The organism is Roseofilum sp. KMC-1 (genome assembly GCF_057802075.1).
On the sequence record NZ_CM173605.1, the window covers coordinates 3,351,937 to 3,371,787 of the forward strand.

At 47.3% G+C, this 19,851-nt stretch carries 18 protein-coding genes; 12 read left to right on the top strand and 6 right to left on the bottom strand.

The window, feature by feature from the left end:
- Positions 1-134 precede the first annotated feature (134 nt).
- Positions 135-2,180, top strand: coding sequence for an elongation factor G (locus tag AC3FZD_RS15435; protein ID WP_488736887.1), 2,046 nt, complete (start codon positions 135-137; stop codon positions 2,178-2,180).
- Positions 2,181-2,255: 75 nt separating this feature from the next.
- Here the strand turns inward: AC3FZD_RS15435 and hypE are convergent, their stop codons facing one another.
- Positions 2,256-3,320 (bottom strand): hydrogenase expression/formation protein HypE, encoded by a 1,065-nt coding sequence (gene hypE / locus AC3FZD_RS15440; protein ID WP_488736888.1) that lies wholly within the window; start codon positions 3,318-3,320, stop codon positions 2,256-2,258.
- A 155-nt stretch (positions 3,321-3,475) separates the two neighbouring features.
- On the opposite strand from hypE, the gene AC3FZD_RS15445 reads away from it, so the two are divergent.
- The 3 genes from AC3FZD_RS15445 (at position 3,476) to AC3FZD_RS15455 (ending at position 6,075) form a co-directional block, all read left to right on the top strand.
- Positions 3,476-3,808 carry a hypothetical protein gene (locus tag AC3FZD_RS15445; RefSeq protein WP_488736889.1) on the top strand — a complete coding sequence of 111 codons (333 nt, stop codon included), beginning with the start codon at positions 3,476-3,478 and terminating at the stop codon, positions 3,806-3,808.
- A 176-nt stretch (positions 3,809-3,984) separates the two neighbouring features.
- Positions 3,985-5,490, top strand: a complete 1,506-nt coding sequence (locus tag AC3FZD_RS15450) for a tetratricopeptide repeat protein (RefSeq protein ID WP_488736890.1) — start codon at positions 3,985-3,987, stop codon at positions 5,488-5,490.
- Between the two features lie 81 nt (positions 5,491-5,571).
- Positions 5,572-6,075: a GNAT family N-acetyltransferase gene (locus AC3FZD_RS15455; protein ID WP_488736891.1), complete on the top strand. Its 504-nt coding sequence runs from the start codon at positions 5,572-5,574 to the stop codon at positions 6,073-6,075.
- A gap of 80 nt (positions 6,076-6,155) precedes the next feature.
- Here AC3FZD_RS15455 and AC3FZD_RS15460 read toward each other — a convergent pair whose 3' ends face one another.
- Positions 6,156-7,097, bottom strand: a complete 942-nt coding sequence (locus tag AC3FZD_RS15460) for an aldo/keto reductase (protein ID WP_488740358.1) — start codon at positions 7,095-7,097, stop codon at positions 6,156-6,158.
- A gap of 95 nt (positions 7,098-7,192) precedes the next feature.
- On the opposite strand from AC3FZD_RS15460, the gene guaD reads away from it, so the two are divergent.
- Positions 7,193-8,521 carry a guanine deaminase gene (gene guaD, locus AC3FZD_RS15465; RefSeq protein WP_488736892.1) on the top strand — a complete coding sequence of 443 codons (1,329 nt, stop codon included), beginning with the start codon at positions 7,193-7,195 and terminating at the stop codon, positions 8,519-8,521.
- Positions 8,522-8,539: 18 nt separating this feature from the next.
- Here the strand turns inward: guaD and AC3FZD_RS15470 are convergent, their stop codons facing one another.
- Positions 8,540-9,679: a hypothetical protein gene (locus tag AC3FZD_RS15470; RefSeq protein ID WP_488736893.1), complete on the bottom strand. Its 1,140-nt coding sequence runs from the start codon at positions 9,677-9,679 to the stop codon at positions 8,540-8,542.
- A 12-nt stretch (positions 9,680-9,691) separates the two neighbouring features.
- Positions 9,692-10,531, bottom strand: coding sequence for a diaminopimelate epimerase (gene dapF, locus AC3FZD_RS15475; RefSeq protein ID WP_488736894.1), 840 nt, complete (start codon positions 10,529-10,531; stop codon positions 9,692-9,694).
- Positions 10,532-10,701: 170 nt separating this feature from the next.
- Between dapF and AC3FZD_RS15480 the strand changes: the two genes are divergently transcribed.
- The 5 genes from AC3FZD_RS15480 (at position 10,702) to AC3FZD_RS15500 (ending at position 14,026) form a co-directional block, all read left to right on the top strand.
- Positions 10,702-10,914, top strand: coding sequence for an Hfq-related RNA-binding protein (locus tag AC3FZD_RS15480; protein ID WP_283753631.1), 213 nt, complete (start codon positions 10,702-10,704; stop codon positions 10,912-10,914).
- A 45-nt stretch (positions 10,915-10,959) separates the two neighbouring features.
- Positions 10,960-11,817 carry a M23 family metallopeptidase gene (locus tag AC3FZD_RS15485; protein ID WP_488736895.1) on the top strand — a complete coding sequence of 286 codons (858 nt, stop codon included), beginning with the start codon at positions 10,960-10,962 and terminating at the stop codon, positions 11,815-11,817.
- Positions 11,818-11,959: 142 nt separating this feature from the next.
- Positions 11,960-12,502, top strand: coding sequence for a late competence development ComFB family protein (locus AC3FZD_RS15490; protein ID WP_488736896.1), 543 nt, complete (start codon positions 11,960-11,962; stop codon positions 12,500-12,502).
- Between the two features lie 125 nt (positions 12,503-12,627).
- Positions 12,628-13,284: a sigma-70 family RNA polymerase sigma factor gene (locus tag AC3FZD_RS15495; RefSeq protein ID WP_488736897.1), complete on the top strand. Its 657-nt coding sequence runs from the start codon at positions 12,628-12,630 to the stop codon at positions 13,282-13,284.
- Between the two features lie 151 nt (positions 13,285-13,435).
- Positions 13,436-14,026: an anti-sigma factor family protein gene (locus AC3FZD_RS15500; protein ID WP_488736898.1), complete on the top strand. Its 591-nt coding sequence runs from the start codon at positions 13,436-13,438 to the stop codon at positions 14,024-14,026.
- Here AC3FZD_RS15500 and AC3FZD_RS15505 read toward each other — a convergent pair.
- Positions 14,023-14,430 (bottom strand): gamma-glutamylcyclotransferase family protein, encoded by a 408-nt coding sequence (locus AC3FZD_RS15505; protein ID WP_488736899.1) that lies wholly within the window; start codon positions 14,428-14,430, stop codon positions 14,023-14,025. The genes AC3FZD_RS15500 and AC3FZD_RS15505 overlap by 4 nt on opposite strands.
- 88 nt (positions 14,431-14,518) lie before the next feature.
- Here AC3FZD_RS15505 and AC3FZD_RS15510 point away from each other — a divergent pair, with 88 nt between their 5' ends.
- Complete coding sequence (locus AC3FZD_RS15510; protein ID WP_488736900.1) at positions 14,519-15,424, top strand: Uma2 family endonuclease; 906 nt, start codon at positions 14,519-14,521, stop codon at positions 15,422-15,424.
- Between the two features lie 128 nt (positions 15,425-15,552).
- The gene (locus tag AC3FZD_RS15515) at positions 15,553-16,962 is read left to right on the top strand and encodes a reverse transcriptase family protein (RefSeq protein ID WP_488736901.1); all 1,410 of its coding nucleotides are present in this window, start codon (positions 15,553-15,555) and stop codon (positions 16,960-16,962) included.
- Between the two features lie 112 nt (positions 16,963-17,074).
- Here AC3FZD_RS15515 and ppsA read toward each other — a convergent pair whose 3' ends face one another.
- A complete protein-coding gene (ppsA, locus tag AC3FZD_RS15520) occupies positions 17,075-19,537 on the bottom strand; it encodes a phosphoenolpyruvate synthase (protein ID WP_488736902.1) in 2,463 nt (820 codons plus the stop codon).
- Positions 19,538-19,851 lie beyond the last annotated feature (314 nt).

Here is a 19,851-nt window from a genome sequence, read left to right on the forward strand (position 1 = left end):
AAAAGAGATTGCAATTGGTTCAATCTCAACCGAGAAGAGGTAACCTCTAATGTAACGAATCGATGGTGCTGCCCTCCCATAAGCAGGAGTGTCCATCGCACCCTCCTTTACCTTACAGAATTGAGGAGAATCTGATGAAAGAAACAGGAGTATTTGCGGCCCGTAATGTGGCCATTGTTGGCCCATACATGAGTGGGAAAACGACGCTGCTCGAAAGTTTGGAATATGTTAGTGGGGCAATCTCACGCAAAGGCTCGATCAAAGAGGGAACGACGATCGGAGATGGATCGCCTGAAGCGCGATCGCAACAAATGACGGTTGAAATTAATGTAGCCTCCACAGATTACGAAGACATTCACTTCACTTTTCTGGACTGTCCCGGTTCCATAGAATTTGCCCAAGAAACCTACAACGCTCTCATCGGTGTCGGTGCAGCCATTATCGTCTGCGAAGCTGAACCCGATCGCATTCTCACCCTTGCCCCCCTCTTCAAATTCCTAGATGACTGGGAAATTCCCCATCTCGTCTTCATCAACAAAATGGATCGCGTCTGTACCGACGAAGAACGCTGTTTAACCAGTTTTTCCACTCTACTTACTGCTCTGCAATCTGTATCCTCTCGCCCCATCATCGCCCACCAATTCCCGATCGCAGCACTTGACCAAATTATCGGCTATATCGACCTCGTAAGCGAACAAGCCTATCATTATCACCCCGATGCACCCGCCGATCCCGTTCCCCTTCCCGAATCCCTCAAAGAAGCTGAACATCAAGCCAGAAGCCAGATGCTGGAAACCCTAGCTGACTTTGATGACCATCTGTTAGAAGAACTCCTGGAAGAAATTGAACCTCCCCAAGAAGAAATTATCAAAGACCTAAAAATGGAATTGGGAGCCGATTTAATCGTGCCCGTATTCCTTGGTGTCGCTACCGAAGGCCATGGCGTGCGTCCCCTCCTGGATGCCCTCAAACGGGAGGCTCCCTCACCGGATGTCACCTCAGAGCGGCGAGGCGTTGACTTAGCCAGCGATACCCCCATTGCCCAAGTCTTAAAAACGTTTTACACTCCCCAAGGGGGCAAAATCTCTCTGGTTCGCGTTTGGCAAGGAGAAATTACTGAAGGTTTATTCCTCAATGGGGTGCGTCCTGGTGGAATTTATCGCCTATTCGGACAACAACAAGAGTCGGTTCCTAAAGCTGGAATGGGAGAAATAGTCGCCCTAGCCCGGATGGATGGCGTATACACCGGTGATACCCTTTCGCCAACTAAAGATGTGGAAGCGATGCCGAAGGCCCATGTTGTCCAACCAGTCTATGCTCTGGCGATCGCTCCCCAAAACCGCAAAGATGAAGTAAAACTCACTCCAGCTCTCAACAAACTCCTGGAAGAAGACCCTTCTCTCTATTGGGAACAACAGGTCGATACCCACGAGGTAATCCTTTGGGGACAAGGGGAAATCCATCTCAAAGTTAGTCTAGAGCGCCTCAACCGTAAGTACAACCTCCCCATGGCTACCCATTTACCCAAGGTTGCCTACAAGGAAACTATCCGCAAACCCGTTGCCAATGTTCACGGCCGCTATAAACACCAAAGTGGGGGCCATGGCCAATTTGGGGATGTCTACCTCAATATCCAGCCCTTAGATCGGGGAGATGGCTTTAGCTTTAATGAAACGATCGTTGGTGGGGTAGTGCCCAAACAGTATATTCCTGGTGTGGAAACGGGGGTACGGGAATACCTCAGCCAAGGGCCTCTGGGCTTCCCCGTCGTTGATGTGGGTGTTACCCTCACCAATGGCAGTTACCACAGTGTGGATAGTTCCGAGCAAGCCTTTAAACAAGCGGCTCGGTTAGCTATGACTACGGGTATGAGTCAAGGGTTACCTACCCTACTCGAACCTATCGCAGCTATCACTATTTCCGCACCTACGGAATTTACGGCTAAGGTTCTACAACTGCTTAGTGGTCATCGGGGCCAAATTCTCGGTTATGAACCCTTCGACTCTTGGAAGGGATGGGATCGCACTTCTGCTTATCTTCCCCAAGCGGAAATGCAAAACTTTATTATTGAGTTGCGTTCTTTGACCTTAGGGGTGGGTTTCTTTGATTGGAAGTATGACCATTTACAAGAAGTTCCCGATAAAATTGCCGATCGCGTTTTGGCTGCTACTGCTGATTAGTTGAGAGGGGGGGATGGGGGATGGGGGATGGGGGAATGGGGGAATGGGGGGATGGGGGTCAATATGGCTCACTGGTTAACAAATACGCGGTAGCTGTTCCCCACTTAACCAGTCGAGAATCCGACTCGCGCCAATCTGACTTTTGAGACTCACTTGAGGGGAATACTCAGAAGCAGATGCTTCTCTGACTTCCCCAATCACTGATGGAGTGGTATCTTCTTCTGAAGTTTCTTTTAAGATGGATAGGGCTAAGTCCACATCTGACTGGGGAATAAAGGCGATAAATCGCCCCTCATTGGCGACATAGAGGGGATCGAAACCGAGAATTTCACAGGCTCCACGCACATCTTCCCGAACCGGAATTAAGGATTCATCAATGTGCAAGTTCAATCCTGAACTGAGGGCAATTTCATTTAAGGTACTGGCTAATCCTCCTCTGGTTAAATCGCGCAAACAGTGAAGGTTAACCCCGGCTTCGAGTAACCGCAGCACTTGCTCGGCAACTGGAGCGGAATCACTCTTGATGGTGGTTTCAAATTCTAAGCCTTCGCGCACAGCCATGATGGCGATGCCATGTCGGCCTAAATCTCCGTTAATAATCATGGCATCTTGCGATCGCACCTGTTGAGGAGAAATGACGGTGGGCGACTCAATCACTCCTACCCCAGAGGTGTTAATAAACATACCATCCCCTTTTCCCCGATCTACGACTTTGGTATCGCCGGTAATAATCCGTACTCCGGCTCTCTGGGCGGCGGCTTGCATTGATCGCACCACATGCCAGAGCGTCTCCATCGATAAGCCTTCCTCTAGGATAAATCCTGCACTCAGATACAAGGGCCTTGCTCCTGCCATGGCTAAGTCATTGACTGTTCCATAAACCGCCATGGAGCCAATATCGCCCCCTGGAAAGATGAGGGGATGGACAACATAGGAGTCTGTGGTTAAGGCTAGGCGATCGCCTGGCACAGCAAATACACTGGCATCATGAGAAACTTCAGCACGGCCAAAAACCGGTAAAAACATCTGCTCAATGAGCTGATGCATGAGTTTACCGCCCCCACCATGGGCTAATAGCACCTGGGGATAGTTTTGTAGGGGAATGGGGCAAGAGAGGGAAAAATCAGGCGAAGAAGCCATATTCATATGAGATTGGGTGCGAATAGGGGAATGGGGAATGGGGGGATGGGGGAATGGGGGAATGGGGGAATGGGGTGATTTTAAACTATGGTCAAATGGCTTTGTCTAATGTACACTAAAATAGTATAGGTAATAACAAGCAGGGGGTACAATGAGTGACTCAGACCATCAAACACCGCACTGCTGCTGTTATACCACTGACGGAATCGATTAATGTCCGTACAACTCTTTCTCCAGAACATATTCCTGCATTAAGAGCTGGGTTTTCCCTTTATCCTTCTAATCCCCGATGGAATATTTTTAAATTTCGGGCTTGGCGGTTAGGACGACAATGGCGCTATGCCCTGCAAGCTGGAGAAATGGAGGTTTGTCCAACCAACCGTCTGTTGGTTACAGCAGATCCCAATAAAAAACCAGAAGATGAATCCTCAGACAGGCGTTTCTCGCCAGAGAACGTCATTGTTAGCTTAAACCCTGTCTCCTGTTAATTTCTATCTGGAAAACTGAATCGGGGGCACTTTTATGTTTGTGCCCCCTACCCTCAAATGGGTTTGAAAAGACTTGCAACTGGTTTTAACTTGAAAGCGACCCCTAATACCTCAAGCCAATTCCAAAAACTGCTAATCTATCATAGAAGCTAAATGTGCAACAGGATGGGGCAATCATGAGGCAGCTTTGGCAATGGTTTAAGAGTTTCTTGGGGCAAATCTTTAATCCTGGAGACAAGATTTTAACCGGGAGTCCTCCCCAGGGGAGTTCTTCGCAATCCAATCCGCATCAGACGTTATCAGAAGCAGTGCTTGTGCCTCTGAGTGATGCGGATTATGAGTTTTTGTTTTCCCAGTTAATGGAAGGGGTTGCCCAGGGATGGCAAGCGGAGAGGGTGGCGCTCTTTTTTGAAAAATTAGGCGATCGCACGAATTCGGATCGATGGCTAGATTGGTTAAAAGTCTATCGCGCTCGATTATTAGGTATGCGATCGCCCCAAACTCAGCACGCCAATCAGATGATGAAAGTTGGGGAAATGATGCGATCGCTCCCCCGATGGCAACCGGTAGGAGAAGCGACTTATGAAATTGGACTGCAACTGCGTTTACGCTCCCAAGGCAGTTCTTTATGGGAATATATGAGTCCGAGTCTAACCGCCAATGCTGCGCCTACCCCATCAGAAATTCCCCCATCTCCACCTCCTGCTTCAAAGACTGTTGTCCCCCCTATCTCTTCGGAACTTCTACAGGAAAAAGTTGATGGCATTGATACGGTTAATGTGAATTCAAGCGATTCTAAGAGTAGTCCTCTGTTTTACCCAGCAATGGTGGCTGATTTATGGGATGATTCCCCAGAAACCCCGGAACTGGTGAATGAAGCGCCGATAGATGCGCCAGGGGAGAGGGAGATAGCACCGGCACAACCCCTATCTGAACCAGTGAGCGATCCTCAACCTGAATCGGCTACTTCCCTAGAAGATTATCTTCGGCAACAACCGGTGATTAACTTAGCCTACAATGCCCATGGAAAACAATGGACAGAAACGGTTAGCCTGAATGAATTGTTGGAAAAATTAACGGAAATGCCTAATTTAATCGCGCAATTTTCGCAGCAAGTGGGCATCAATAGCCAAAGTCCTGAAGAAATTGTGGAAGCAATTTATCGGCAGCTTTATCAAATTTATCAACAACGTCAAGGCAATAGCACTGTGGATGAAGCCATGCTGTTATTTAATGAGGGAATACAACAAGCTAACGCGGGACGATATGCGGATGCGATCGCTACTTGGGATCGCGCCCTAAGTCAGCAACCGGGACTTTATAAAGCTTGGTTAAATCGTGGCAATGCCTTAGTGATGTTGCGGCAACCCCAAGCGGCGATCGAGTCTTATGATAAAGCTTTAGAATTGCAACCGGGACTGTATGAGGCTTGGGGAAATAAAGGGGTTGCTCTACTGAACTTAGGGAAGTGTGAAGAGGCGATCGCCGCTTTGGATCGAGCCATTGAATTCAAATCTGATTATCATCAAGCTTGGGATAATCGCGGGTTAGCCTTGCGGGAACTGGGGCAAATTAATGAGGCGATCGCATCTTTTGATCGAGCCATTGCCATTAACCCAGATGATCCATCGGCTCTCAAACATCAAGTAGAAACGCTGAAATTGCGCGGATCTCAAGAATAGTAAAGTGAGAAACCCGGTTTCTAAGTATAGGGTTCAGTTTTAGCCTAGGATGGAGGTTGACTATCTGTTTCTCTTTTGTACATGGCAAAAAATGAATTGGTTCCAGGCTATCGCATTCGCGCTGGATGGGTGATGGAGCGCGAATTGCTGATTAGTTTTATGCACAAAACCTATGGGGAGTTATTTCCAGGACAGGATTTTGCCCATTTAAATCAGGCGATCGAGTTACACTTTGCCCAAACCACTCCCCTCTGGTGGGTAGAGAAGGTGGAAGATCCGCAAATTTCCGATTTTCTCTCTTCGACTCCTCGTTCTCAACCCCTTGGCTGTTTATGGATGGGGAAAGCCGTCGATCAGGTGAATGGACAGCAGCATACCCATATTTTTCTGCTCTATATCTTACCGGAACACCGCCGCCAAGGACTCGGCTCGGCATTGATGGAGCAAGCGGAATTTTACGCCAAGCAGCATGGAGAGCAGCAAATTAGTCTACAGGTCTTTTGTCAGAATACACCGGCGATCGCCTTGTACAATAAGTTGGGCTTTCAACCCCTATCGACTTGGATGGTGAAAAAACTGAGTTAACTTGACTTTTGCTGTACTGAAGAGATCTTTACAGACAGCATGTAGGGGCGAAAATTTTTTCACCCCTACATAGGGTAAATCTAACTCAACCAAGGACGGGTGACTTCTTCTAAATCATCCACATCTTCTGGTTTCAAACTCCATCCCAAAGCACCCGCATTATCTTGAGCTTGCTTGGCATTTTTTGCCCCTGGAATCGGAATTACCCCTTGGCAAATCAGCCAATTGAGCGCCACTTGAGAGGGAGTTTTTTTATATTGATCGGCAATTCTCTTTAAGCGGGAAATCACGGGGGCAATTTTGCGTAACCCTTCCCGGCCAAATTCTGGGCTAAGTCTTCTTGCTCCCGTAGGCGTATTAACTGAGGTATATTTTCCGGTTAATAACCCTTGAGCTAGGGGACTATAGGCTAAAATGGTAATACCTAACTCGTGGGCAGCCTCTAGGATTCCATTCACCTCTATTTTCCGACTCAGTAAGGAATATTTCACCTGATTTACGGCTAAGGGAATCCCTCTTTCGGCTAAGATTTCGTGAGCTTCCCGCATTTGCTTGGCGGAATAGTTGCTCACTCCTATACTTTGAATTCTGCCTCTTGTCACTTCATCAGCTAACCGATTGAGCAGAGTTTCTTGGCTCATCAAAAAACTGACCGGTTGATGGATCTGATAGAGTTCAATATAATCGACTTGCAGGCGATTTAAACTATTGGTGATTGCCTCGGATACGGTTTCCGGTTTAATGCGCCAAGGGACGGGAAAATATTTGGTGGCAATTTGCGGCGATCGCCCAGTTTCTTTCATTAATCGACCAATCAAAGATTCTGACTCGCCTAACCCATAGACTTCCGCCGTATCAAAAAAACTAATTCCCCCCTCTAGGGTTACTTCAAATGCCTTTCTAATTTCTGTTTCGCCATAGGTATTACCATAATCCCAAAATAGTTTATCACCCCAAGCCCATGTGCCAATTCCCAAGGGAGTGACCCGAATATCCGTTTGACCCAGTTGCACCGTTTCCATGGCTAAGTTTTGATGACGCAATACTTGTTTATACTAGAATAATTGTACCAAAGTCAAGATATATTATCCTCAATTTACCCTAACCTATTTTTTCCATGTCTAATCTTTCTGATACCTACCGAGCCTTCCGGGGGGCGATCGCCGATTTTATCCATAACCCCTTTCATGATCGAGAATCAGAGACGGTGCGCTATTTTCCTGACGGCTTACTCATTCTAGAAAAGGGACAAATTAAAGCTATTGGCGATTATCAAACCCTGCGTTCTCAATATCATAATTTAGAGATTACCGACTATTCGGGAAAACTCATTTTCCCCGGCTTTATCGATCTCCATATCCACTGTCCGCAAACCGAAATAATCGCCTCCTATGGAGAGCAGTTATTAGCCTGGCTGGAAAAATATGTATTCCCAGTAGAGCAAAAGTTTCAAGATCCAGAATATGCCCAAAAAATTTCTAATTTTTTCCTCGATGAACTGCTTCGCAATGGCACAACTACAGCCGTCATTTTAACCACTATTTTTCCTCAATCGGTTGATGCTTTGTTTGCCGCAGCAAAAGCACGAAAGATGCGAATTATTGCCGGACAAATGCTCATGAGCCGCCATGCTCCTAATTTCTTGTTAAATGCTCCTCAAACTGCCTATGAGCAAACTCAAAGTTTAATCCAAAAATGGCATCATCAAGATCGATTGCTCTATGCAATTACACCCCGATTTGCTCCGACTTCCACCCCAGAAGAATTAGAAATGGCGGGTAGTTTCAGTGAATATCCAGATCTGTATATTCACACCCATTTATCGGAAAATATTAAAGAAATTTCATGGATTAAAGAGCTTTTTCCCCAAGCATCTGATTACCTCAATGTTTATGAGCAATTTGGATTAGTCACAAAACGCTCTATTTTTGCCCATGGAATTCACCTCAGTGACTCGGAACTGCAAAGATTAAGTCAAAGTCAAAGTGCGATCGCTTTTTGTCCCACTTCTAACCTATTCCTCGGTAGTGGATTATTCAATTTACAAGCAACCCAAACCCAAGCTCCTCCCATTCCCGTTGGTTTAGCTACAGATGTGGGTGCAGGAACTAGCTTTTCCCTGCTCAAAACCATGGGAGATGCTTATAAAGTGTTGCAACTGCAAGGACAAGCTTTTTCACCCTTCCAAGCTTTTTACTTATCTACATTAGGCGCAGCTCAAGCCTTACATTTAGAGGATAAAATTGGGAATTTTGAACCGGGAAAAGAAGCCGATTTTATTATTATTAATCCATCGGCAACTCCCTTAATGAAATTACGAAATCACAACCCAATGCCGCCAGAAAATCTATCGCAACTTGCGGATCAACTGTTTACTTTAATGATTTTGGGAGACGATCGCAACATCGAAGCTACCTACATTCTGGGTAACCTCTGGAATGAGTAATGATTCAGTCCCGATTTCCTAGCTCATCACCTTACCTAGAACGGCTTCTAGGACATCAATCACCCGATTCAAGGCAGATTCATGTTGTAAACTGGATAAGACACAACTGGTTAACCTGGGTTCCACAGGATCGACGGGCAGGGATAATCCAATGGCGCTAAACTGATTTCTTAAATAGTCCCATTCTTTCTTTTGATTGAAAGGGGGTAAGGTGGCATAGCTTCTAGAGGAAACCTGAAGTACACCATCAATACTAATACTAAAAAACTCACTTATTTCCCCATTGGAGGGTGAAACCCAAACCGAAAAACCGCCATAGGTATCTCCCATACCCCATTTAATTTTCAAAGGTTTATGTTGGCTCACCCAATCATATAACCGGCGGACAATTTGCGCCTCCTCTTGGCCTTGTCGAGCCTCATATTCCCGGAAAAATGAGGTTTTATCCCAACGCCTGCGCTCTAGGGCTGTACTGGATTTTTTCTGGTGGGATTCGGCAGTTTTGCCGATTACACGAGGGACTAAGGTTTTTAAGCCATTTTCGCTGACATATTGCTTGACTTCTAGAGCTAAAATTTCCAAGGGATCGATTTGGGTATTGAGGAACTCAATCATTACCCGAAACTCTGGGGAAATGTCATCGGAGACGAAAATTAAGCGCACTTGTCCCGCTTGCAGATTAGTTTTTACCTTTTGCCAGAATTTTTCTTCATCTACATCCATTCCTAAAAAGGCTTCAAATACCTGTTCTGGATCTCGTCCTTGCTCCCGACAATTGAGTTCAAATTGGGCAATAACAGCTTCTACGGGCCAGTGTAGGGGAAGTTGGGCGGCATATTCTAACATTGTGCCCATCATTTCCCGACGCGATCGCTTACTATCTTCTTCCTGAACAGCAACTAGGGTAGGAATACCATCTTGATCCACAAACAGATGATCTAAAGACCAACTGTTATCATTTTCTTCATCTAGGGTGGAGGTGACTTCACGAGTGATCCCTAACCAGCGTCTAGGGGTGGCTCGATCGATTTGATCCCCTGCTAAAAGATTGGGATATTTTTCAATTAATTCTTGCAGGCGCTCTTCTGAATCATAGGATTGTTCCATCATTTCCACCAAATGATCCTCATCCTGAATCAGATAAATTCCCCCACCCATGAATCGTCCTCTTTAGATTACAATTTGGCCAGTAAACACCGCTTGAGCCGGGCCGGTCATGTATAGTCGATCGTTGGCAGCCCACTCGATGTCGAGATCGCCACCGGGCAATTCGACTGTGGTATGGCGATCGCACTTCTTAGAGAGTACCCCAGCTACAACCGTTGCACAAGCCCCCGTTCCACAGGCTAATGTAATCCCAGCTCCTCGTTCCCAAACCCGCATTTTTACCCGGTTGGAGTCGATGACCTGTACAAATTCGGTATTAATTCGTTCGGGAAAGACCGGATGATGTTCAAATTGGGGGCCAATTTGTTCTAAGGCGATCGCCTCCACATCCTCCACAAAGGTCACACAATGGGGATTTCCCATATTCACACAGGTCACTAGCCAAGATTGTCCGGCCACCTCCAAAGTATGATCCACTACCGGAGTTGTTCCCGATCCCAAGGTCGTGGGAATCTCTGTACCGCCCAATCGAGGAATGCCCATATCCACCGTTACCTGACCCTCTGACCCCAGTTTGGGAACCATTACCCCGGCCAAAGTCGAAATTCGATATTCCTCTTTTCCAGAGCCATCTAGGTGGGCGACAAACTGAGCAAAACAGCGAATCCCATTGCCACACATCTGGGGTTCCGAACCATCAGAATTAAAAATCCGCATGGTGTAATCTGTCCCCTCTTCTCCAGGGAGAGCAAAAATCACCCCATCGGCTCCAATTCCAAAATGGCGATCGCACAACCGAATCGCCTGCTCCGGTGTAATCAAGAGGGCTTCATCACTGGCCCGATTATCCAGCAAAATAAAATCATTCCCCAATCCCTGATACTTGGTAAATTGCAGTTCCATAACCTTGCTCTACTCAATTCTTATTATGGTAATCGGTAATAGGCAATCTTCCCCCATCTCCCCATTCCCCCATTCCCCCACTCCCCTACTCCCATTTTCAGACATCCCTTGTTAAACTTTGTTCGGGAGACTCTCATTCCCAATTAAACCATCATTAGCTCTCTTAAACTATGTCCGAGTTCGATACCAGCCTACCCAGTATTCGTAATATCCAGAACTTCATCCAAGATAAAAATGAAGTGGAACTCAAATTAGTCACCGATGACCTGATTGTAGGTAAAATCGTGTGGCAAGATGCCAACTGTATTTGCTTAATGGATCACTACGAACAACCCACCATCGTCTGGCGACAATCCATTGTCTTCATGAAACCCAAACCCTAAACTTGTTGTTCTTACACCTTAGTTTCCTAGACCCGCGATCGCCTGATGAATATCTTTAACCCATATCCCTTTCCCCTGCTTACCCTAGTCTCTTGGGCGGCTCTAACCCAGCCCCTACAAGCCTTGCAAGTTCAAGTCAATCCCCAATCTGCCCAACTCGGAGATACCATTTCCGTGCAAATTCAGGTGACCAACCCTGAGCCTCCCACTGTGCAGATGGGCAATAAGACTTACCCTGTATTTCCCTTAAGTGGCAATCGATTCCGGGCCTTGATTCCGTCAAGTCCCTTAGATCGACCCGGTACTTGGTCGATTCAGGTTCAAGGGGATGGAACCAGCCAAACCGTTAGCGTCCCAATGGGCGATCGCTCCTTTCCCACCCAAAGCATTTGGTTATCCGAAAGTGATGCCGCTCTTGAAGGAACCGACTACGAGTTTGACCGCGTAGATGAATTTAAGCGCCTCGTCACACCTGAAAAATTCTGGAATGGCCCCTTCTTGCGTCCTAGCTCTGGCGAAGTGTCCACCGTCTTTGGGGTTCAACGGTACTACAATGGAGTGTTTGCTGACGATTACTATCATCGAGGTGTGGATTATGCCGCGCCCACCGGTTCCCCTGTGGTCGCTCCGGCTGCGGGAAGAATTGCCCTGGTAGATAAAGAGGCAAACGGGTTTGAAATCCATGGCAACACAATCGGTCTAGATCATGGCCAAGGTATCCTCAGTATTTTTATTCATCTCCACACGATTAATGTTCGAGAAGGAGAGATGGTCAAAGCCGGCCAAGTCATTGGTACAGTAGGATCGACTGGCGCATCTACTGGCCCCCATCTCCATTGGGGACTTTATGTCAATGGTGTTGCTGTCGATCCCGTGCCTTGGCGCACTGAAGGAATTGAATAAACCCATGAATCCCCAGGAATGAAAGTGTTGCACAATGTCAAGTTGATCCCGATCATAGAAAATCCTGGGGCAAACTAGAGGAAGATGGAAGAACACTATATCGTTAATGGTGAGCAAGGAAACTGTGGAGTAAATCAGCCTTATGAGTATCCAAGAGATTGTGGAACAGGCCCTCAAGGATGGCTATTTAACCCCAGCTATGGAAGCTGAGGTGGGAAATATTTGTGATAACGCCTCAGAGCTATCTATTGAGGAATACATGGCTTTAGACCGGTTAATGGGGTGTTTATTGACGGGCGAAGTCGTGGCCGTCCCCCGGAAACAATTTATTAATGTGATGGAAGAATTAGTGCTAACCGAGTCTATGACGCGGGTAGCCACGATCGAGGAAAAAGAGGGAATTAAACTCGATTTGGGGGATGTGGCTGCCTATGCCCTCAATCGCCTCCCACCCCTCTATGCGACCACTGAAGAAGGGGCCAGCTATCAACGCGATCGCGCTAAAAAAGAGCTAATGGAGTTAATTCAACAGCAAGTGGATGCGGCTGTCTCCAAAAACCAAGAAAAACCCCAAGAACCGGAACGGCAAGCCTTGGGTAAAACGGAAAATGTCCTCTCTCAGGTCAGCCATTTGTTACAAGATTATGCTCGGAATTACGAAAAAAAATCTCAGCCCCTAGAATAATTGATGGGGCAACCCTAGGGAGAATTACCTCATTTCAGGTACACTAGGGTGAGATTCAATGGGAACCTAAGATCTAAGCCTCCCGTCATTAAAGACTGGAGTGTTGGCGACCTAAAATTGTATCCATGAGTCAATCTGTTTCTTTATCCTGGTCAACGGTTGGGGCAGGAGTTCCTCAAGCGCCTGTGCAGCCCGAAAAACTCTCAAACACCGATCTTATCCTTCGCTGTCAGGCCGGTCTTCGCCCTGATAAATCGGCGTTTGCTGAATTAGTTAGACGGTATCAATCCCATGTTAATCGGATGCTTTATCATTTAGCTCCAGATTGGCAAGACCGGGCAGATCTAGGCCAAGAGGTCTGGATTCGGGTTTATCGTAATGTCAAACGCCTGAACGATCCGGCTAAATTTCGGGGTTGGTTAAGTCGGATTACTACCAATTTGTTTTATGATGAACTCCGCAAACGTAAACGGGTAAGACCCCCGATTTCTTTGGATGCGCCGCGCCGGTTTGATGATGAGGAGATCAGTTGGGATATTCCCTCTGATGATCCAGGGCCGGAAGAGAGCCTGACCACAAGTGAGTTTTATGAACAATTGCAACAGGCGATCGCGGATTTACCGGAAACTTTCCGCACAACCATCGTGTTGCGGGAAATTGAGGGGATGGCCTATGAAGAAATTGCCGAAATTACTGGAGTGTCTCTGGGGACGGTAAAATCCCGGATTGCCAGGGCCCGTCAAAGACTACAAATTCAACTCCAAAAGTATCTCAACAGCTAAGAGTAAAATCTTACTCGTTCAAAATTTCTGTTGAGAAATCTTAAGATTAATTAGAAACTTAAAATACCCCTTTTAGGATCATTAGGTGTACACTATCTTGGGTTAGTCACTAAGTGTGATCCTCAGTTTATCAACTTGGTAGGTGACCCCCATGACTCCTCACTTTAATTGTCAACCCCATTCCCAGAAGCAAGGATATTTATCCCGTCTGACTTCCTGGAATGACACCAATCCCAATTCACATATGGGTGTACCGGATATGTTAAAACGCGATCGCTTTGAACTGCTCAGTGCCTATCTCGATGGCGAAGCCAGTGCCTCAGAAAGTAAACAGGTGGAAGAATGGCTAGACAATGACCCCACGGTTCAATGTCTCTATCAACGCCTGCTTAAACTTCGTCAAGGTTTTGAAAGGCTACCGACTCCTCCCCAAGATCAACCGGTGGAGGACATGGTGACTCAAGTAATGGGCCGCTTAGACCGACGACCCAAACGCACTGCCCTATTATGGGGTACAGGGGCGATCGCTGCGGCTGCTGTGGCTGCCTTATCGACAACATTTGCGGATTCTGGGCAACTGTTCCCCAAAATCGCTAACACTCCTGCTGCTCAAGAAGGAGCAGCTCTGATGCGTATTGCTCTCGATCAACCCTTGATTAATATCCCCAAATCGGACAGTAATCCCTTGGGAATGCCTAATGCCACCGGAGATCTCCATCAAATGCTCCAGAAAGACCGCTAACCAGATACGGGAGACCAAAAACCATCCGGTAATTCTGTCCCCCCGTATTGCTCAATCTTCTCTACACTCATCAAGTAGGCAAAGGCATCACCCAGAGGTTCACCCGTCAGCCGAAATATAGGAATGGACTGGCGTAGATATTGGTTATCCTCTAAGGGCGAGTCGGGGTGATAGCCCTCTAGTTGATCGAGCTGATTGAGCAGATATGCATCCTGGAAATAGAGCAAGTATCCTTGAATGGGGTTGGCTCCTACCGTTAGGGCAGGATAACCCATAGGCATAGGCAGTAAAAATAAACGACCCCAGGCGATCGCCTCCTCTTCCTTGACAATCTTTCCCTCACAGTAGCGCCGGTAATTCACCTCACCCGGTTTGAGCGTCCCATAAACAAAAACTTTGAACATCTGCTTGAGCCAAATTTGAATAAAACATCAATAATATTATTGACTAATATGTTATACAGGGAAAAGCAGCATGGCTTAACCCTAAACTATGACCTTAAGCTTCACCTCTTCTCCCCCCAGCGATCCACCCTTACCGGCTCGTGAAACCCTACCAACCATGTATGATTTACCGAGTGAATACCCGGAGGAACCCGGTTTGGCCGATGAATTTCATATTTGGCAACCCCAAATTTTGCTTTTGACCTTTAAACCCCCGAACTGGGATTGCGATCGCGTCTTTTCAGCCGCAGATATGAACGTTTATTACAATTCTAGCCATCCCCTATGGCATAAACGTCCAGATTGGTTTGCCGCCATCGATGTGCCTCGATTTTATGGGGAACAAGAAGACCTACGGCTGAGTTATGTCTGTTGGCAAGAACCTGTCAATCCCTTTATCGTCGTAGAACTTCTGTCTCCGAGTAGCGAAGATGAAGACCTGGGAAATACGACCCGAAAACCAGGAGAACCGGCAACCAAATGGGAAGTTTACGAACAGATTTTACGCATTCCCTATTACTTCACCTTCAGTCGCTATACCAATGAATTACAAGCCTTTCAGCTCGTGGGAGGTCGTTACCAACGAGTTCCCCTAACTGATGGATGCTTGGTAATTCCCCAAATTGAGTTAAGTTTAGGCTTGTGGCAAGGGACTTATCAAGGTCTCGATCGCCTGTGGTTGCGTTGGAGAACCCTAGATGGTGAGTTGGTTCTGCTCCCTCAAGAAGAGGCCACTGTTGCTAGAGAAGAGGCCACTGTTGCTAGAGAAGAGGCCACTGTTGCTAGAGAAGAGGCCACTGTCGCTAGAGAAGAGGCCACTGTCGCTAGAGAAGAGGCCACTGTCGCTAGAGAAGAGGCCACTGTCGCTAGAGAAGAGGCGAATCTAGCCAATCAAAAAGCAGCTAAACTAGCCGCAAAATTGCAAGAGCTGGGCATCGATCCGACAGAGATCTAAAACCATGGGCTAGGGATGGGGAGTAATCCAGTAAGGAGTAGCAATAATCGGTTATCTCCACGTCCCCCCATTCCCCCATTCCCCTATTGCCCCATTCCCCCATTCCCCCACTCCCCCATTCCCCTACTATGTCCGATCAACCCCGTACCCGCCAAGAACTTTACGATCGCATTCGTACCATGGGTCGTGAAGCCTTCATCCTCGAAGAAATGATTCGCTATGGATTTTGGCCCGAACAGGGAGAACTGCCCCAAGATCCAGCCGATGATATTCGCCGTCTCTCAGAATTGCATCAGCAGCTCAGACAACTACGGGAAAAAAACAATCAACTGCAAAACGAACAAGCTATTCGTCAGCAGTTGCGAAAACAACGGTTAGCCGAATCTCGGCGTAAGCGGGAAGAAACGAAGCAAAGACGGGAACAGGAACGACAAGGGAGGGCGCAAGCTTGGCAAGAGCGTCAACAACAGGAGATTGTTTATTTAGGTGAAGAGGTTTCTGGCGGTTTAGGAGAGCAGCAGAGCAACCCCTCAGCCCTCGATCGCCAGGGACTCCCTCCACTGGCCACAGCCGCCGATATTGCCCAAGCTATGGGGGTTACTCTGGGTGAGCTAAGGTTTTTGGCCTTTGACCGAAAAACAGCTACTGTATCGCACTATATTCGCTTCAAAATGCCGAAAAAGACGGGGGGTGAACGGTTGATTTCTGTGCCGATGCCTCGGTTAAAACGGGCGCAATATTGGGTTTTAGCTGAGATTTTAGAGAAGATCCCCGTCCATGAAGCGGCCCATGGATTTCAGCGCGATCGCTCCATCGTTACCAATGCTACTCCCCATGTGGGCGCAGAGGTGGTTATTAATTTAGATCTCAAAGATTTCTTTCCCTCCATCTCCTATCGCCGTGTCAAAGGTTTATTTCGCTCCTTGGGTTACTCAGAAGCCGTAGCAACAATTTTGGGCTTAATTTGTACTGCTCCGGATGTAGAAGAAGTGAGCTTAGATGGTCAAACTTATTATATTGCCCTCAATCAGCGCCATCTTCCCCAAGGTTCTCCCGCAAGTCCTGCCATTTCTAATCTGATTTGTCGTCGTTTAGATGACCGCTTAACCCAGGTTGCCGAGCAACTCGGCTTTACTTATACCCGCTATGCTGACGATCTCACTTTTTCTGCTTCTGGTGATTCCCTGAGAAATATTTGTAGGATTTTGCGCCGCACAGCATCAATTCTGGACTATGAAAGCTTTACCCTTAATGAGCAGAAAACTCGCATTTTGCGCCGCAAGTCTACCCAATTGGATGTTACAGGAATTGTGGTCAATGAAGGTTTAAATATAGACCGCAAAACCCTGAGAAAATTTCGCGCTACCCTACACCAAATTGAAACTCAGGGGTTAGAAGGAAAACATTGGGGTCACTCTGGCAATCTGTTAGCTTCGATTCAGGGATTTGCCAATTTTATCGCTATGGTGAATCCAGAAAAGGGCGCTCAACTTCAAGAGCAGGTGAATCGCATTCGTCAAAAGTATGGGCGAAAGTGAACCCTAATCTGGGAATGATCGATTGATTCGTAGGAGCGGGTTATACCAACATTTAGGAAACCCACCAATTCATGTCGTAAACCCGCCCCCACCAACAAGTCAATCCCGGAAATTATCCGCGCTCAAGTTCGGCAATATCCAACATTGTCTTCAACACTGAATCGGGATTCAAACTAATCGAATCAATGCCTAACTCCACTAAAAAGCGGGCGAACTCTGGATAATCACTCGGTGCTTGACCGCAGATGCCGATTTTTCGACCTTCTGCTTTTGCCGTTTCAATAGCCATTTTCACCATCCGTTTTACTGCTTCATTACGTTCGTCAAACAAGGGCGCAACTAAGCTAGAATCTCGATCTAAGCCTAATGTGAGTTGGGTTAAATCGTTGGAACCAATGGAAAAACCATCAAAAATTTGGGCAAATTCGGAGGCTAAAATTACATTACTGGGTAACTCGCACATCACATAAACTTGCAGGCCATGTTTACCCCGTTCCAGTCCATGTTTTGCCATTTCTGCTAACACCTTGCGCCCTTCTTCTGGAGTCCGACAGAAGGGAATCATGGGGATAGCATTGACTAATCCCATGTCATCACGAACCCGTTTTAAAGCTTGGCATTCTAAGGCAAACGCTTCTCGATAATGGGGGTCATAATAGCGGGAGGCTCCGCGCCAACCGATCATGGGGTTTTCTTCCTGGGGTTCAAATTGCCGACCGCCTAAAAGATTGGCGTATTCGTTGCTCTTGAAGTCGGAAAGCCTGATAATGACGGGATGGGGATAAAAGGCAGCCGCGATCGCCCCCATTCCATAGGCTAACTGATCGACAAAGAAATCGGGTTTATAGGGATAGTGTGCCGTGAGTTCCTCAATCTCGGCTTTTACATCCGCATCTTCGAGTTCGTCAAAGTGCAGGAGCGCCAAAGGATGGGTTTTAATTTGGTTGGCAATGATGAATTCTAGGCGAGCTAAACCCACCCCGTCGCAGGGAATAGCCGATAACCGGAAGGCTTCCTCTGGGTTGCCCACATTCATTAAAATCTGGGTGCGGGTTTTCGGGAGTTCATCTAACACCGTTTCTTGCACTTCAAAGGGTAGCAAACCAGCGTAAACATTGCCCTGTTCCCCTTCGGCACAGCAGACGGTAATTTCCTGACCATTGGTTAACCGCTCGGTGGCTTTTTCGCAACCGACAACGGCTGGAATGCCCATTTCTCTAGCAATAATGGCGGCATGGCAGGTGCGTCCCCCGGTATTGGTGACGATCGCACTCGCTTTCTTCATGATCGGTTCCCAATCGGGATCGGTGCGATGGGTAACCAGCACTTCCCCGGACTGGAATTGATCGATTTGCGACACATCCAGGATGACTCGTGCAGGGCCGGAGGCGATCGCCTCTCCCACTGCTCGACCTTGCACCAACACCTCGCCCTTTTCTTGCAACTGATAATGGCGCAAAACCTGGCTCGACTTTTGGGACTGCACCGTTTCCGGCCGCGCTTGCACAATAAACAACTGCTCCGTTGTCCCATCTTTCGCCCATTCAATATCCATGGGAGTATAGGTTTGGCGCAATTTAGAGTAATGATCTTCAATCATCACAGCCCACTGTGCCAACTTCAGAATTTCCTCATCACTGAGGGCAAATTGTTGTTGCCTTACCCAAGGAACCGGTACAATTTTGGTCGCATGATTGCCATCCTGACGATAGACCATTTTAATCGCCTTACGACCCAGGCGTTTTTGCAAAATCGGTTGAAACCCTTCCCGTAATGTCGGTTTAAACACCAGATATTCATCTGGGTTTACGGAGCCTTGCACGATGGTTTCCCCTAAGCCATAGGAAGCGGTAATCAAAGCTGTATTCTTAAATCCGGTTTCGGGGTCGATGGAGAACATCACCCCCGAAGTCGCGAGGTCAGAGCGTACCATTTTTTGCACGCCCACAGACAATGCAACTTCAAAATGGTCAAAGCCTTTATGGGTGCGATAGGAGATGGCACGATCGGTAAATAGGGAAGCAAAGCAGCGATGAACCGCTTTAACCACTTCGTTTAAGCCGGAAATATTCAGATAGGTGTCCTGTTGACCGGCAAAACTGGCATCGGGTAAGTCTTCTGCTGTGGCTGAAGAGCGCACTGCTACATCCGGATCTTGACCGTAGAGTTCGCCTAAGCGCTTATAGGCAAGGGCGATCGCCATTTCGATCTCTTTGGGGAATTTGGTGTTCAGAATCAGCGATCGCACCTTTGCTGCTTGCTGACGCAACAATGGCCCATTTTCCACATCCAAATCCGTCAACAGTTCCCGCAATTGCGGCTCTAACCCCGCCGAAGAGATAAAATAACGATAAGCATGGGCCGTAATCGCAAATCCTTGGGGCACATTAATTCCTTTCGGCGTTAACTGACGGATCAGTTCTCCTAACGATGCATTTTTACCACCAACTAAGCCAATATCTTCCAAGCCGACTTGATCGAACCAAAGGATAAAAGCATTTTCTTTCCACAACACCAAAGCCTTGGCTTTAGCTTCTGGGGTATAAGTGTTTCTTAAAGCAACAGTTTTTAACATTTTTTTGATCGCTCCAAAAACTGGAATAATATAGCGTTTTCAAATCAGATACGCCCTCTCCCTAAATCCCTCTCCCGTGGGAGAGGGACTTTACCCCCCTTCTCCCACAGGAGAAGGGGTTTCGGCTGTCGCCGACATGAAAGGGGGATGAGGGCGCAACCGTTTGCGACTCATTGGCAATGCCCTCTCAAAAGACGATATCGAGAAGCAAAAGCGCTGAAATATCAAAACTTGAATCAAAGAGGTAAAGATTCCAAGAATGAATTAAGGGGGGGTAGGGGAGGGGAAGCAACGCCACCCCTACCGGGAATCTT